At 63.6% G+C, this 14,958-nt stretch carries 11 protein-coding genes; 3 read left to right on the top strand and 8 right to left on the bottom strand.

Features of this window, described 5'->3' with window-relative positions; translation table 11 throughout:
- Positions 1 to 160 precede the first annotated feature (160 nt).
- The 3 genes from KHN93_RS13720 to KHN93_RS13710 all read right to left on the bottom strand — a co-directional run bounded on the left by KHN93_RS13720 (position 161) and on the right by KHN93_RS13710 (position 8,934).
- Positions 161 to 2,263 (bottom strand): M13 family metallopeptidase, encoded by a 2,103-nt coding sequence (locus tag KHN93_RS13720; RefSeq protein ID WP_039526432.1) that lies wholly within the window; start codon positions 2,261 to 2,263, stop codon positions 161 to 163.
- Between the two features lie 250 nt (positions 2,264 to 2,513).
- Positions 2,514 to 5,564, bottom strand: a complete 3,051-nt coding sequence (locus KHN93_RS13715; protein ID WP_211920411.1) for a TonB-dependent receptor — start codon at positions 5,562 to 5,564, stop codon at positions 2,514 to 2,516.
- 379 nt (positions 5,565 to 5,943) lie between these two features.
- A complete protein-coding gene (locus KHN93_RS13710) occupies positions 5,944 to 8,934 on the bottom strand; it encodes a TonB-dependent receptor plug domain-containing protein (protein ID WP_211920409.1) in 2,991 nt (996 codons plus the stop codon).
- Positions 8,935 to 9,273: 339 nt separating this feature from the next.
- Between KHN93_RS13710 and apbC the strand changes: the two genes are divergently transcribed.
- Positions 9,274 to 10,125, top strand: coding sequence for an iron-sulfur cluster carrier protein ApbC (gene apbC / locus KHN93_RS13705; protein WP_211920407.1), 852 nt, complete (start codon positions 9,274 to 9,276; stop codon positions 10,123 to 10,125).
- Positions 10,126 to 10,221: 96 nt separating this feature from the next.
- Complete coding sequence (dcd, locus tag KHN93_RS13700; protein ID WP_010366727.1) at positions 10,222 to 10,791, top strand: dCTP deaminase; 570 nt, start codon at positions 10,222 to 10,224, stop codon at positions 10,789 to 10,791.
- A gap of 22 nt (positions 10,792 to 10,813) precedes the next feature.
- On the opposite strand, the gene KHN93_RS13695 is transcribed toward dcd, so the two are convergent.
- The 4 genes from KHN93_RS13695 to KHN93_RS13680 all read right to left on the bottom strand — a co-directional run bounded on the left by KHN93_RS13695 (position 10,814) and on the right by KHN93_RS13680 (position 12,770).
- The gene (locus KHN93_RS13695; RefSeq protein ID WP_211920405.1) at positions 10,814 to 10,999 is read right to left on the bottom strand and encodes a LiaF transmembrane domain-containing protein; all 186 of its coding nucleotides are present in this window, start codon (positions 10,997 to 10,999) and stop codon (positions 10,814 to 10,816) included.
- A gap of 479 nt (positions 11,000 to 11,478) precedes the next feature.
- Complete coding sequence (locus KHN93_RS13690; protein ID WP_006452352.1) at positions 11,479 to 11,646, bottom strand: LiaI-LiaF-like domain-containing protein; 168 nt, start codon at positions 11,644 to 11,646, stop codon at positions 11,479 to 11,481.
- A gap of 27 nt (positions 11,647 to 11,673) precedes the next feature.
- Positions 11,674 to 12,111 carry an HIT domain-containing protein gene (locus tag KHN93_RS13685; RefSeq protein ID WP_211920403.1) on the bottom strand — a complete coding sequence of 146 codons (438 nt, stop codon included), beginning with the start codon at positions 12,109 to 12,111 and terminating at the stop codon, positions 11,674 to 11,676.
- On the bottom strand, positions 12,108 to 12,770 hold the full coding sequence (locus tag KHN93_RS13680; RefSeq protein ID WP_016905084.1) for a dienelactone hydrolase family protein: 663 nt from the start codon (positions 12,768 to 12,770) through the stop codon (positions 12,108 to 12,110). The genes KHN93_RS13685 and KHN93_RS13680 overlap by 4 nt, the downstream gene beginning before the upstream one ends.
- 179 nt (positions 12,771 to 12,949) lie before the next feature.
- On the opposite strand from KHN93_RS13680, the gene rimO reads away from it, so the two are divergent.
- Positions 12,950 to 14,323, top strand: a complete 1,374-nt coding sequence (gene rimO, locus KHN93_RS13675) for a 30S ribosomal protein S12 methylthiotransferase RimO (protein ID WP_039526445.1) — start codon at positions 12,950 to 12,952, stop codon at positions 14,321 to 14,323.
- 125 nt (positions 14,324 to 14,448) lie between these two features.
- On the opposite strand, the gene greB is transcribed toward rimO, so the two are convergent.
- The gene (greB, locus tag KHN93_RS13670) at positions 14,449 to 14,955 is read right to left on the bottom strand and encodes a transcription elongation factor GreB (RefSeq protein ID WP_039523053.1); all 507 of its coding nucleotides are present in this window, start codon (positions 14,953 to 14,955) and stop codon (positions 14,449 to 14,451) included.
- Positions 14,956 to 14,958: the final 3 nt, after the last annotated feature.

Below are 14,958 nucleotides of genomic sequence, written 5' to 3'. Positions count from 1 at the left end.
AGCCTGCTTGGTTGCCGGAATGGCGTGTCGATTTCCGGTTGGGGCACAGGCGCTGCCAGTACGGACGAAAGAGGTTTACGCACCCGCCAACGGCGCCACGGCGCACACAAAAAAAGCGGCGATCCGAAGATCGCCGCTCGCTCTTACCAATGTCGCGTAATTACCAGATCACGACCTGCTGATCGCCTTGACGCACCATCGCATCGCCGGCCTTGCACGAGAATGCGGCGGCAAACGCCGGCATGTTCGACGGCGCGCCGATGGCGCGGAAGTTGGCCGGCGCATGCGGATCGGTCTTCAGGCGCACCACCAGTTCTTCCGGAGTGAAGTTGCGGCGCCACACTGTTGCCCAGTTGAGGAAGAAGCGCTGGTCACGGGTGATGCCGTCGGTCTTGGGATCGTCCTTGCCGGCGGTGGCGGTCTTCATCGCGTCGTAGGCGGTGTTGAGGCCGCCCAGGTCGGCGATGTTTTCGCCCAGGGTCAGGTCGCCCTTGACCTTGTCGCCGGCCGGGGTGCGATAGCCATCGAACTGCGCCACAAGCTTGCCGGTGCGCGCCTTGAACGCGTCCAGATCCTTCTGCGTCCACCAACCCGGATCGGCGATGAAGTTGCCATCGGCACCGAAGCGGCTGCCCTGGTCGTCGTAGCCGTGGGTCATCTCATGCCCGATCACCGCACCGATGCCGCCGTAGTTCATTTCCTCCGGCGCATTCGGGTCGAAGAACGGCGGCTGCAGGATCGCGGCCGGGAACACGATCTCGTTCTGCAACGGGTTGTAGTAGGCGTTGACGGTCTGCGGGCTCATGCCCCATTCGGTCTTGTCCACCGGCTTGCCGATCTTGGACAGGTTCCACTTGTAGTTGTACTCGGACGCGGCCATCACGTTGCCCAGGTAGCTGTCGCGGCTGGTGTTCAAGCCGTTCCACTCGCGCCACTTTTCCGGGTAGCCGATCTTGGGCGTGAAGCTCTCCCACTTGGCGATCGCCTTGGTCTTGGTCTCCGGGCTCATCCAGTCCAGCTTTTCGATGCGGGCCTTCAGCGCGGTGCGCAGATTGGTCACCAGGGTTTCCATCTTGGCCTTGGAATCGGCCGGGAAGGCGACCTTGACGTACATCTGGCCCAGCGCTTCGCCGGTCTGGCCATTGATGGTCGCCAGCACACGCTTCCAGCGCGGCTTGATCTGCTTCTGCCCGCGCAGGGTCTGGTTGTAGAACGCGAAGTTCTCATCCACAAACGGCTGGCTGAGGAACGGCGAGGCACCATCGACGGTGTGGAAGCGCAGGTAGGCGCGCCAGATCGCCGGATCGGTGTCGGCGATCATCTTGCTCACTTCCTGGTGGAAGGCCGGGATCGCCAGCGAGAACATCTCCGGCGTGGCCACGCCCTGCGACTTGAAGAACTCGGTCCACGACCAGTTGGGGGTCAGCTTGTCGGCATCGGCCGGCGAGATCGGGTTGTAGGCCAGCGAGGCATCGCGCGACATCTGGGTGCTGGTCTTGGAGACCTTGGCCAGACGGGTCTCGAACGCGACCACCTGCTTGGCCTGCGCGGCAGCATCGGCCGCGGCCACGCCGGACAGTTCCAGCACCTTGGCCACGTGCGCCTGGTAGGCCTCCAGCTTGGCCTTGTTGGCGGCGCTGGTGTAGTACTCCGGATCCGGCAGACCCAGGCCGCCCTGCATGGCATAGGCGATGTTCTGGCTGGATTTCTTGAAGTCGGCCTCGGCGCCGAAGCTGAAGAGCTCGTTGTTGCCCTTGGCGGCGCTGCTGCGCAGATAGTCGACCAGCTTGGCCTGGTCGTTGATGGCGTCGATCGCGGCCAGTTCCGGCTTCAGCGGCTCAATGCCCTGGGCGTTGATCTTGGCCTCGTCCATGCCGGTGGACCACAGGTCGCCGACGATCTTTTCCACGCCGGTGGCGCTGGTGTCGGCCGCGGCCTGTTCGACCAACTGCTGCTGGATCGCATTGGAGCGCTCGTCGAGCATCTCGAACGCGCCCCAGCTGGTGCGATCGCTCGGTACCGGGTTGGCGGCCAGGAACTTGGCGTTGGCGTACGCATTCAAATCCGTGCAGGCGTTGCCGTTGGTATCCAGGTCGGCGGCGGTGAACTGGTTCACGGCCGGCAGCTTGCTCTGGTCCAGGGTCAGCGTCTTGGGAGCCGCCGGGGTGGTTGCGGCGGTGTCGGCCGCGGGCGCGGCCGGCGCGGCGTCTTCGGATTTCTTGCAACCGCTCAGCGCGGCGGCCACGGCCAGGGACAGGGTCAACAAATGAGGTGTACGAATCACAAAGGGCTCCAGGAGCAGATGTGGGAAGCCCCGTCGCCGGGGCTGTGGCCGGCACTCTACGCCTGCCCAGCCGATAGGCATGGTGTCGAAGGTCATGGGTGCGGGGGGAGGCCACCGATGCACGCTGGCTTTGTTACGTTTCGCTGCCGCCCAGACCAAAAAAAAAACGGCCCCTTGCGGGGCCGTGGAGAACATGCAGCACAATGCCTGCTGACGCCTTGCTCAGTGCTCAGAAGTCATACGATGCCGACAGGCGGACAAAGCGTGGCGGGTTGAAATACGTACCCATGCCATAAGTATTGGAAACCGTGTAGCGATCGTCCCCATAAACGGCTTCGGTACGGGTCTCGTCACGATCGTTGATGACGTTGAACATCTGTAATCCGATGGCGAGCTTATGGTCAGCAAACGCCGGGCGATAGGTCACGCCCAAATCCAGATTGGTCAGCCAGGGAGTCCGGCCTGCATCGCCTGGACGGGATGGTGTCCCTGCGCAGTAGTGGTAGCCGGATTCATAGCCGATGGGATCCTGTTCGCCCTGGCCGAAATAGCCCAGGCAGGACTTGGGCGTTCCCGACAGAACTCGAACCGTTGCCGATGCCATCCACTCGGGCGTGAACTGATACGCGCCGAACGCCTTGAGCTGGTGACGGCGATCGTTGGCCAGGCTGCCGCCTGCGTAGTACATCAACTCTGCCGAATCCCAGTCCTGGGTCTTCGAAACGTCCGCTTGGCCCAGATCGGATTTCACCTGGCCTTCGGTATTGCCGTACAGGTGCGACCAGGTGTAGTCGACGCGAGCGAACCATTTCTCATCGAAGGGATGCTCCAGGAACAGGTCGACCGACACATAGTTGCGTTTGGCGCCGCTGGTGAAGCCCCAGTCGTCCTGGGACATGCGCACCTGGGTCCGACCGGAACCATCGTTATTGGCCAGGTTATAGGTGTTGGTTTCGCCCGGATTGAACATCACGCAACCGGGAATGGCCACCGACGAGGAGTCGATGCCACTCGCTTCCAGCTTGTCTGCCATCTTGCCGGTATCGCACACGTCGTCGATAGCTGTCTGCAACTTGCGGTAGGTCACCTTCGCGCCGGAATTCCACTTTTCGCCAAGGGTCTTTTCGAAGCCAACCAGGAACTCATCCTGGTACTGCGACTTGAGATCGCTGGGCGCGAAGGAGTTGGGATCAGGCGTCTGCCCATACTCTCCATTGGAGGAGACCGGTCCGGGACCCAGGGCTCTCAGGCCGGTCGGCTCGCCGTTGGCATCCAGGCCGCTGTAGGCGAAATATTCATCGGTGTAGGTGGAGGCCGATGCGCCACGGACGGCAACGCTATTGGGCAGGGCCAGGTAGTAGCGCCCTGCGTTTGCATACAGTTTCAACGACGAGTCGCCGAACACGTCCCAGCTCACGCCCAGCCGCGGGGCCCACTGGTCGCCACTGTCGACATACGGCGCGCCTGCGCTGTTGAAGTTGGTGAACTTGTCGTTGCGGATGCCGAGCAGTACCAACCAGTTGTCGCTCACCTGCCAGCGATCTTCCAGATAGTACGCCTTCTGTTCCACGGCCATGCTGGTGGTGGTGGTGAAGATGCGCCGCTGCGCGTAGTAACCGTCGCCACCGGAGGGGCCAACACCCAGGCTTGGGCGGATATCGATGTTGGGATTGGACTGGCGGGCAAACAGCCACTGGTATCCCGGGCCAGTGGTCCGCACGCCTTCGTCGGAGGCATTGAAGTACATGTTGTCCACACCGGCGGTCAGGTCATGATCGCCAAGCCGGTATTCAAGTTCAAGCCGCAGGCTGCGCGTCTTGTTCTGCGGGCGATCGGCCTTGGTGCGGTTGCTGGCCTGGTCGTTGGTGATGGGTGTGCCGCCGGTCAGCGCCGGGTTCTGATTGGTCACATTCTGCAGATAAGGCAGTTCCGACACATACGGATTGGCTTGCAGATTGTCCTGCCGGCTACGACCCCAGGTGGCATTCAAGGTCAGGTCATCCGTCAGGTACCCGGTGTACTTGAAGATGTCGTAGCGGTCCTTGATCTTGTAAGTGTCGGCAAAAGTGCCGCTACGGCCGCCACCGGACAAGGTGTCGTAATCGAAATCGGTGTAGTAACCGCCGCGGCGATCGGTGCTCTCGATGCGCGTGTACTCGAGGATATTGCTGTCGTTGATGTTCCAGTCGATCTTGCCGTAGAACTTGGGTGCGCTGTAGGCGTAGTTGTTACGTCCCAACACGCTGGCCGCGCTCGAGTTGGTGGACACGCCATCGGTCTTGTCCGATTCGCCCGCGACGAAGACGAATAATTTGTCCTCGATCAACGGGCCGCCCGCGTAGGCGCTGTAGACGGTACGAGTGGCACCATCGTCCTTGCGGCTGCGATACAACGTGCCGGGCTGGTCGGGATTGGTGTACTCAAATCCGTCCGGGAGCGTGTTATTGGGGAAACGCACGTTCTCAGGCGAGCTGGCCAGCGACTTGGGTTCCCAGACGGCCTGTGCGCCAAAATGCCATTCGTTGGTGCCGCGCTTGCCGACCTGGTTAATCACACCGCCGGTGGAGCGGCCGTAACGGGCGCTGTAGCCACCGGTATAGGTTTCCTGCTGGTCGATCGCACCATAGGGAAGGCTGACACCGCCGAGATTGCTGAGCGGATTGCTGACATTGAAGCCGTTGATGTAGTACGCGTTTTCGGTCACACCTGCGCCACCGAACGAAACAACCGAGCGCGAGCCGTTGTCAAATGCTCCGCTACCCGCGACAGCACCAGGCGCCAGCAGTGCGATTGCCTCTGCGCTGCGGCCGAGCGGCAGCACTGCGAGCTGTTGGGAGGTGATCACCGAGCGCGCGCTAGTCGAACTCACGTCAATTTTTGGCGCGTTCGCGGCGGTGACCGTGATGGCGCCAAGTGTGGTCGCATCTGCGTTGCCTGCTCCAGCGTTTGCGCCAGCAAACGACACCTCGGTCCCGGATCCGACGCGCAACTGCACGTTCTTGCGGGTGTCGACGACCTGATCGCCACGCTTCAAGGTGACGGTGTAAGCGCCGACCGGCAAAGAGCCGAGGTTGTAACGACCATTGGCGTCGACGGTGATCGTCCGGCTGAGGCCGGTGTCGCTTTGAACGACGATGGTGCTGCCGGCTTCCGAGGGAGCGCTACCGTAGATGCTGCCGGTCGTGCTTTGTGCATAGACCGCGCCATTGGCGAGACAGGCGCCGAGCACAACTGCCAGAGCGGTGCGCTTGAGGGCATGGCGACGAAATTGATTGCTCATTCCTAACCTTTCAGCTGGGTATCGGGAGAAGTGGCGGTCATCGAAGAGTCAGATGGCCTTAACCCGAACGTAATGAATCTGTGTGCAGTGTCGCAAGCCTTTTGAATGATTCGTTAATGAAAAGGGCAAGATCCGCATCAAATGTGCGGATCTGTGCACAAATTGTCGGGTGTGCGAACAAGGGCGTACTTTGCTTGCCCGGGCATTCATTTTTGTCAGTGCGCACGATGCGGCGTGAAATTAGGCGCGATCAACCGAACGCTACTTGGTAAATGTACCTGCGGTCAGTTGTCGAGCCTGGTTAAATGGTTTCATCTGCAATATCAATTAAAAAAAGACCCCGTCGAACGGGGTCTTTTCGATGCATCGTCAACAGGCCTCAGAATCGGACAGTGGTGCCCAGATAGAAGAACCGGCCGATGTTGTCGTACAACGCGGAGGTGAAGTCCGAACCGAAGTAGTTGCGCGGCGGATCCTTGTCGAAGGCGTTATCGATGCCGAGGTAGACGTCAATCTTCGAGCCGGGGAACTGATAGCCGAACTGGAAGTTGTGGTAGGTGTACGAGCCGTTCTTGATCGGGCTGGCCGAGCCCGGATTGCTGTTGTAGCTCTCCGGCGTCACGCGCAAGTTGCCGTCCACATAGTTCATGTCCCACGAGGCACGCCATTCGTTCCAGTTGTACTTGGTTTGGAACTGCGCGCGCCAGCGCGGGTCGGTCACGTAGGTCACGTACTCGTCGTATTCGGCCGGGAAGTCCTGGAACACCCATTCGCGCGACTGGATCAGGCGCGTACCGACAAGGCGCAGCACGGTGTTGCCTTCGCCGAGCTGGAAGCGGTAGTCCATTTCCAGATCCACGCCCACACGCCGCGAGCGTGACAGGTTTTCGTTGAGCGCCTGCCAGCCGATGATGCTGTGCTCGGGATAGATGCGGCCCTGCGGGTCGGTGAATCCACCCAGCGGGGCGCGCTGCACGAAGCCGCAGAAGCTGTTGTTGATGCCGCCTGGATTGTCCACGCAGCGCGTGGCATTGGTCTCCGCGGTCACGGTGCCGATCGCGTCCTGCAGGTCGATGCGCCAGTAGTCGATCGACATGCCGAAGCCGTCGAAGAACTCCGGTTGCCACACCAGCCCATAGGACAGGCTGCGCGCGCGCTCCGGCTTCAGTTCCGGGTTGCCGCCGCTCACGCCGGGGCGAGTGGAGGTGAAGGTATCGATCCAGCCCACCGGCACGCCCAGCGCACTGCAGTTGGCCTGGCGTAATGCCACATCGCCCGCGGTGCCCGGGCGGTTGGTGTTGGTCGGCAGGTAGTTGCAGGGATCGTTGATGGTGGCGAAGTTTTCGCTCTGCGAGTCGTACAGCTCACCGATGCTGGGCGCGCGCACTGCCTGTGCCACGGTGCCGCGCAGACGCAGCGACGGGATGATGGTCCAGTCCAGGCCCACGTTCCAGGTCTTGGTCGAGCCGATGCTGTCGTAGTCCGAATAACGCCCTGCCACATCCAGCGCCAACCGGTCCACGCCCGGCAGGCCGGCAAGCAACGGAATGGTGCTCTCGACGAAGATTTCCTTGACGGTGTATTCGCCACCGCTGTTCGGAATGGCGTTGAGGAAAGTCGCGCCCGAAGCCGCCAGCGGATCGGTGATTTCCTCGCTCTGTTCCTTGCGGTATTCCACGCCACCGGCAAACCCGATGTCACCGGCCGGCAGCGACAGCAGGTTGCTGTTGGCCACCGATGCGCTGAACACGGTCTGCTGGATCTTGGCCTGCGAGCGCGCGGTGGTGTTGAACCATGCGGCTGCTTCCGGGGTCACTGCGCCATTGCCGAACACACTGAACGGCACGCAGCCTTCGCGCGCCAGCGCCGAATAGACGCGGTTGGTGTGGGGATTGATTGCGTTCGGATCCAGCGTGGTGCGGCAGACGATGTTGCCGCTGGCATCACGTGCGGCATCGATACCGGCTTGCCAGCGCTCGTTGATGCGGTTGTTGAGATTCAAGCGGTCGACCGTGGTCTTGCCGTAGTTGGCGGACACGTCGTAGGTCCAGTTGTCGGTGAAGTTGCCTTCGGCACCGAGCACTGCGCGATAGGTCTTGCGTTCGATGTTCTCGCCGCGACGGCCGGCATCGACATTGAAGCGGTTCATCAGGATCTGCGTGGCACCGCGCGAATCCATCAGCGCACCGAGTTCGGGGCTGACATACGGATTCTGGCGGCGCACGCGCAGCGAGCTGTCGAAGGCCGGCTGGCCGAAGAAGTCCGAATCGGTCTCGCTGTACTTGCCTTCGAAGAACAGGCGATGGTTCTCGCTGACCTCGAAGTTGATCATGGTATTGACGCTCTTGCGATCGAAGCCGGGCTGCAGGTCGGCGACCGCATTCAGATCGACGAAATCGCAATCCACGCACGAGGTGTTGCTGACCACCGTGCCGTTGTAGCGGTTGCGGCGGAAGCTGCCGTCCTGGTTGAACAAGTAGCGGTTGCCATAGCTGGCCGGGTTGCGGAAATCGAAGGTGCCCAGGTTGAAGGTGCCGCCGTAGGACGTGGAATGATTGCCGCCCGGGCCGCTGAGCACGTTCTGCGGATTGCGCTCGCTCGGCGGTTGGCCCGGATCGAACGCGGGGTTCGGAACCGACACCAGGTACTCGCGGCCGATGGCGCGGTTGCCGCGACCGAAGCGGTCCTGCTTGCTGTATTCGCCCGACACCGCGATGTTGCCACGGCCGTCCGCAAAGTCGCTGCCTGCCGAGAAGCTGGCGAAGGAGCGGTTGTAGTTGCCCTCATCGGCCAGGCCGGTCTGCGCGCGCGTCTCGAATCCGGTGAAGGTCTTCTTGAGGATGAAGTTGACCACGCCGGCGACTGCGTCGGCACCGTAGACGGCCGAGGCACCACCGGTGATGACTTCGACGCGTTCCACCCATTCCACCGGAATCGTGTTGACGTCCACCGCAGTCGAGCCCGGGCTGGAACCCACGTGGCGACGGCCGTTGACCAGTACCAGGGTGCGGTCCACGCCCATGCCGCGCAGGTCGAGCAGGCCCAGGCCGGCGGTGCCGATGAAGCGGGTGGAATTGCCCAGCGTGTAGCTCGGTGCCAGCGCCGGCATGCGCGCCATCAGGTCGCTGATGGTGGTCGCGCCGGTGGCGCGGATTTCCTCGGCACTGATCGCGGTGACCGGCGAGGGCGTGACAAAGCCGGTACGCGCAATGCGCGAGCCGGTGACAGTGACCTTGTCCAGATCGGTGGTCCCGGGTCCCCCCCCGTTTTCTGATTGCGCGGCAGCCTGGCCGGCAGAAGCGGCCAGCACGGCAAACAACGCGGTGCTCAAACGATGACGCGGGGTGTGTTGCGGAAGACGGCTCGACATGACCTTGCGGATTCCTCGCTGGGATTTTGCGAAACAGCTGTGCTCGCTGAGCGCTGGCTGAACTGAATCCCGAACGTAACAATTCCTTAATCATGTGTCCACATTTGTGAAATTTGTCGCTATTTGACACATGTGTGAGCGCGAAGCGCCGATGTCCGGTAGTGGCTTGAAACGCATCTGCCTGTGGCCGAGCCGGTAAACTGCCGGTCTTCCCATGCGCTGCGCCTGGCGATGCAGCCATCGCTGTGTTGGCAGCGCACGACGAATCAGGCAGGCAATGACGACGATGGTGCAATACGCTTCAAGCAGGGCGATCGACCCCTCCCGGAGCGCACGCGCATGAGCGGCGAGCGCAGAATCCCCGCGCATGCGGTGCAGGGGGAGCTGGCGCCGCATCCACGCATCCGCAATGTGATCGCGGTGGGCTCCGGCAAGGGTGGGGTGGGTAAATCCACCACCGCGGTAAATCTGGCGCTGGCCTTGCGTCAGCAGGGCGCGCGCGTCGGCATACTGGACGCGGACATCTACGGGCCGAGCGTGCCGGCGATGCTGGGCCTGAGCGGGCGGCCGGACAGCCCGGACAACAAGTCGATCGAGCCCTTGCGCGCCTTCGGGATCGAGGCGATGTCGATCGGCTTGCTAGTCGATCAGGACACGCCGATGATCTGGCGCGGGCCGATGGCGACCTCGGCACTGACCCAGCTGTTCAACGACACCTTGTGGGACGACCTGGATTACCTGCTGATCGACCTCCCGCCAGGCACCGGCGACATCCAGCTGACCTTGTCGCAGAAGATCCCGGTGGCCGGCGCGGTCATCGTCACCACGCCGCAGGACATCGCCACACTGGATGCGCGCAAGGCCTTGAAGATGTTCGAAAAGGTCGAGGTGCCGGTGCTCGGCATCGTCGAGAACATGGCGGTGCACACCTGCAGCCAGTGCGGCCACCGCGAACACCTGTTCGGCGAAGGCGGCGGCGAGCGCATGGCCGCCCAGTACGGCGTGCCCTTGCTGGGGTCGTTGCCGCTGGCGATCGCGATCCGCGAGCAGGGCGATGCGGGCCAGCCGATCGTGGTGGCCGCGCCGGAGTCGGCGGCAGCGCAGGCCTATCTGGCCGCTGCCGCGCGTCTGTCCGAGGAGCTGGGCAAGCGGCCGCGCGCCAGCATCCCGATTTCGGCTTCGCTGCTGTAGCGCGCAGGCCGGCGCTGGTGCCGGTCGCTTGCTAGAATTCGCTGCCTTTCGCGCGGGCCGCTCGGTCTGCCGCCTTCCGTCTTCAAGGAACACCGCATGAGCATCAAGAGCGACCGCTGGATCAAGCGCATGGCCGAACAGCACGCGATGATCGAGCCGTTCGAACCCGGCCAGATCAAGCACGACGCCGCCGGCCAGCGCATCGTCAGCTTCGGCACTTCGAGCTACGGGTACGACGTGCGCTGCTCGCGCGAGTTCAAGATCTTCACCAACATCAACTCGACCATTGTCGACCCGAAGCACTTCGATCCGGGCAGCTTTGTCGATATCGAATCGGATGTGTGCATCATCCCGCCCAACAGCTTCGCGCTGGCACGCACGGTGGAATACTTCCGCATCCCGCGCGACACCCTGGTGGTGTGCCTGGGCAAGAGCACCTATGCGCGCTGCGGCATCATCGTCAACGTGACCCCGCTGGAGCCGGAGTGGGAAGGCCACGTCACGCTGGAATTCAGCAACACCACGCCGCTGCCGGCGCGTATCTACGCCAACGAAGGCGTGGCGCAGATGCTGTTCTTCCAGTCCGACGAAGTCTGCGAGACCTCGTACAAGGACCGCGGCGGCAAGTACCAGGGCCAGACCGGCGTGACCCTGCCGCGCACCTGATGCAGTGGAGCAGCCGCGGCCTTCAGCAGGTCGCGGTGGCCCGCTCGCGGTAGCGCAGCAGTTGGCGCACGACGGCGGCGATCAGCAGTGCCGGCCACCAGGTCGACACCAGGTTGCCCAGGTCGATACGGGCCAGCCCGAGGTTGTCCAGCAGAAACAGCGTGCCTAGCGTGATCAGGAACAGGGCGGGAATCAGGCGATAGTGCATGGCAATGTCCTCGGTAGGTGTGCGCCCATGCTGCGCGCAACACGCCGGCCGATCAGGTGCCGGAAGTCAACACTTGCGGATGACAGATGTCATGTCGGCCAGGTCATGGCTGCATTGGTGGCCGTGTCGTGTTCGCTGGCAGTCTCGGGGATACAGGAGCCTGGCTTTGTAGGGGTGCAGTCGGCTAGCGCATGAGGCTTCGCGCGTCCCCTCATCCGCCCCTTCGGGGCACCCTCTCCCGATGGGAGAAGGGATGTCGGCGCTCTGACCAGGCGCTGGGGCTGATCGACTGCTGGAATCGCTCCATTCCATATTCATGGGCGCTAACGCCCATCACGCGCACGGGCGAGAGCCGCGCCTCAAGGCGCATTGCCGCATTCAATCAGTGACAGATCAGCAGCTACGGCCGGGTAGTTCGGGAATCAACAGCGCCAGAAGCGCGCTCTCACGATTCCCCAATCCCGATTCCCGATTCCCGGCTATTTGCCGCGCCCAAACAACATCCCGACACCGCAGGCGACCAACGCCGCCGGCCACCATGTGGCGATCAGCCGGCCAAGACTGACATTGGTCCAGCCCAGGTTGTTGGCCAGGAACAGCAGGCCGACGAGGATCAGGATCAGCGCGGCGACGACATTGGATTTCATGCGGACAGGTGGTTGTGAGACGGGCGCCTATCGTAGCCGCTGCGCCCACGCAGCGACATGCTGGGACAGCGCATCGGCCTCGAAGCGCTGCGCGCTGCCGCTGCCCCAGACCGGGCCAGGCCAGGCCGCATCGCCCGGATGCCGGCCGACCAGATGCACGTGCAGCTGCCGCACGATGTTGCCCAGCGCGCCGATATTGAGCTTGGCGACCCCGGGCTCGACCCGCAGCAACTGCGAGAGCTGATTGATCTCGGCCAGCAACAGACGCTGCTGGCCGCCATCCAGATCGATCCACTCGCTGACATCGGCGACCCGCGGCACCAGCACCAGCCACGGGAAGCGGCTGTCGTCCATCAGCCGCACCTGCGACAGCGGTCCGTCGGCGACGAACACGCTGTCTGCGGCCAGCCGCGCATCGAGCTGGAAGCCGCTCGCCCCGGACGTGCCGGCTGCAGTCCCGCTCATCCCAGATGCGCTTCGAAAAAGCCCAGGGTGCGCTCCAGCGCGCGCTCGGCGCTGTCGGCGTCGTAGTGGGTGGGGTCGATGCTGCGGTTGAAAGCGTGGCCGGTCGGATACACGAAGGTTTCCATCTGCGGCAGCTTCTCGCGGTGGGCCTGGATCGCCTCGGGCGGAATGCTGGTGTCCTGCTCGCCGAAGTGGAACATCACCGGCGCCTTCGGAGTTTCGTCCAGCAGCTGGGTGTTGCGGCCGCCGTAGTAGCTCACCGAGGGCAGGCCCAGGCGGATCGCCGACAGCAGCGCCACCGAGCCGCCCCAGCAATAGCCCACGGTGCCGACCTTGCCGGCGCGGCCGAGCAGGGTGGCGGCGGATTTGACCACCTCCACCGCGCGCTCCAGGCCGACCGCATTGGCCAGTGCCAGGCCGCGCTGCAGGCTCTCCTGGTCGTAGGGCAGCTGCACGTCCTTCTCTTCCAGGTCGAAGAAGGCCGGCGCCAGCACTTCGTAGCCGCGTGCGGCGTAGTCGTCGGCCACCGCGCGGATATGTTCGTTGACGCCGAAGATCTCCTGGATCACCACCAGGCCGCCGCGCGGGCTGGAGGTCGGGGTGGCGTGCCAGGCGGCGACCTGGCCGTCGGGGGTGTCGAGCGTGGTCCAGTGACCCATGGGAACTCCTGCTGCGGTAGGGGAAGGCGCGCATTATCGACCGGATCGGCGGCGCTGCAGGTGAGGGTCTCGCTAAGATGACCTTGCCTGCCCGCAGCGCGGTTCAGAGCGCTGCCCGCGCGCCGCTATAATTGCTCCACTCAGGCCCCAGGCCGCTCCGTTCCCAGGCTCCTGCTTCCATGTCCCAGCTGAACCCCAAAGTCGGCTTCGTCAGCCTTGGCTGCCCGAAGGCGCTCGTCGACTCCGAACGCATCCTCACCCAGTTGCGCGTGGAGGGCTACGACATCGTGCCCAGTTACGACGCTGCCGACGTGGTGGTGGTCAACACCTGTGGCTTCATCGACTCGGCGGTGACCGAGTCGCTGGACGCGATCGGCGAGGCGATGAACGCCAACGGCAAGGTGATCGTCACCGGCTGCCTGGGCAAGCGCCCGGAACAGATCCGCGAGGCCTACCCGCAGGTGCTGGCGGTGTCCGGCCCGCAGGACTACCAGAGCGTGATGGAGGCGGTGCACGCCGCATTGCCGCCGCGCCACGACCCGTTCGTGGATCTGGTGCCCGACTACGGCATCAAGCTGACCCCGCGGCATTACGCGTATCTGAAGATCTCCGAAGGCTGCAACCACCGTTGCAGCTTCTGCATCATTCCCTCGATGCGCGGCGATCTGGCCTCGCGTCCGGTCGATGAGGTGCTGCGCGAAGCCGAACGCCTGGTCCGTGGCGGGGTCAAGGAACTGCTGGTGGTCTCGCAGGACACCTCGGCCTACGGCGTGGACCTGAAATATGCCGAGCGCCCGTGGCGCGATCGCATGTACCAGACCCGCATGAAGGCGCTGTGCGAAGGCCTGTCGGAACTGGGCGTGTGGACGCGGCTGCACTACGTGTATCCGTACCCGCACGTGGACGATGTGATTCCGCTGATGGCCGAAGGCAAGCTGCTGCCGTACCTGGACATCCCGTTCCAGCACGCCAGCCCGCGCATCCTCAAGCTGATGAAGCGGCCCGGTGCGGTGGAAAAAACCCTCGAGCGCGTGCAGCGCTGGAAGGCGATGTGCCCGGAGATCACGGTGCGCTCCACCTTCATCGTCGGCTTCCCCGGCGAGACCGATGCCGAATTCGAATCCATGCTCGACTTCCTGGATCAGGCCCAGCTCGATCGCGTCGGCGCGTTTGCGTATTCGCCGGTGGAAGGTGCCAGCGCCAACGCGTTGCCGGACCCGGTGCCGGAAGAAGTGAAGCAGGAGCGTCTGGCGCGCTTCATGGCCAGGCAGGCGGAGATTTCCGCCGCGCGGCTGGAGGCCAAGATCGGCAGCGTGCAGCAGTGCCTGGTCGACCTGATCGAGGACGATATCGCGGTGGCGCGCTCACGCGCGGACGCCCCGGAAATCGACGGCTTGGTGCATATCCAGAACGGCGGCGAGCGCGGCTTGAAGGTCGGCGACCTGGTCGATGTGGAAATCACCGACAGCGACGAGCACGATCTGTTCGGCGATGCATTGCCGGCCAATGTCGCAATCCAGCAGGGACGTCCGTTGAATCTGCAGATGGTGTAACTGGACGCTGGTTCTTACACATCTGTCCGTAGGAGCGCACTTGTGCGCGATGGGGCTTTATCGATGACGCCCCATCGCGCGCAAGTGCGCTCCTACATGCAGGTCAGCAGAGTGCGATCACTCGCCTACTGAGTGGCGTAATCCACCGACACCACCACGAAGGTGTGCTTGCCCGACGGCAACTGAGCTTCGAACTCGTCGTCCACGCGTTTTTTCAGCAGGGCGCGCGCCAAGGGCGAGTCGATGCTGATCCAGCCGCGTCCAGCGTCGGTTTCGTCCGGGCCGACGATGCGGTAGTGCAGCAGCTCGCCGCTGTCGGCGTCCTCCAGTTCGACCTGTGCGCCGAAGAACACCGCGCGCGGATCGGTCGGTGCGGTATCCACCACGCGTAGCGCTTCCAGCCGCTTGCTCAGATAACGCACGCGGCGGTCGATCTCGCCGAGCTGCTTCTTGCGATAGGTGTACTCGGCGTTCTCCGAGCGGTCGCCTTCTGCCGCGGCGGCAGCCAGCGCACGCACCACCTCCGGCCGACGCACGCGCCACAGCTCTTCCAGCTCGGCCTTGAGCCGGGCGTGGCCCTCGGGCGTGATCAGTGCGGTGCTTTTTTCGGCGGGCGGGCGCCAGCGGCTCATGGG

Source organism: Xanthomonas arboricola pv. juglandis (assembly GCF_905367715.1).
In the GTDB taxonomy this organism is placed as follows: Bacteria; Pseudomonadota; Gammaproteobacteria; order Xanthomonadales; family Xanthomonadaceae; genus Xanthomonas; species Xanthomonas arboricola.
Note: the sequence above shows the minus strand (reverse complement) of the source record. Positions and strands in the feature narration are given on the sequence as shown.

What these genes read in the sequence shown, in the direction of transcription:
- KHN93_RS13715 (WP_211920411.1), bottom strand. Translation starts at nt 5,564, where the DNA reads ATGAGCAATCAATTTCGTCGCCATGCCCTCAAGCGCACCGCTCTGGCA.
- KHN93_RS13710 (WP_211920409.1), bottom strand. Translation starts at nt 8,934, where the DNA reads ATGTCGAGCCGTCTTCCGCAACACACCCCGCGTCATCGTTTGAGCACC.
- apbC (WP_211920407.1), top strand. Translation starts at nt 9,274, where the DNA reads ATGAGCGGCGAGCGCAGAATCCCCGCGCATGCGGTGCAGGGGGAGCTG.
- dcd (WP_010366727.1), top strand. Translation starts at nt 10,222, where the DNA reads ATGAGCATCAAGAGCGACCGCTGGATCAAGCGCATGGCCGAACAGCAC.
- KHN93_RS13695 (WP_211920405.1), bottom strand. Translation starts at nt 10,999, where the DNA reads ATGCACTATCGCCTGATTCCCGCCCTGTTCCTGATCACGCTAGGCACG.
- KHN93_RS13690 (WP_006452352.1), bottom strand. Translation starts at nt 11,646, where the DNA reads ATGAAATCCAATGTCGTCGCCGCGCTGATCCTGATCCTCGTCGGCCTG.
- KHN93_RS13685 (WP_211920403.1), bottom strand. Translation starts at nt 12,111, where the DNA reads ATGAGCGGGACTGCAGCCGGCACGTCCGGGGCGAGCGGCTTCCAGCTC.
- KHN93_RS13680 (WP_016905084.1), bottom strand. Translation starts at nt 12,770, where the DNA reads ATGGGTCACTGGACCACGCTCGACACCCCCGACGGCCAGGTCGCCGCC.
- rimO (WP_039526445.1), top strand. Translation starts at nt 12,950, where the DNA reads ATGTCCCAGCTGAACCCCAAAGTCGGCTTCGTCAGCCTTGGCTGCCCG.
- greB (WP_039523053.1), bottom strand. Translation starts at nt 14,955, where the DNA reads ATGAGCCGCTGGCGCCCGCCCGCCGAAAAAAGCACCGCACTGATCACG.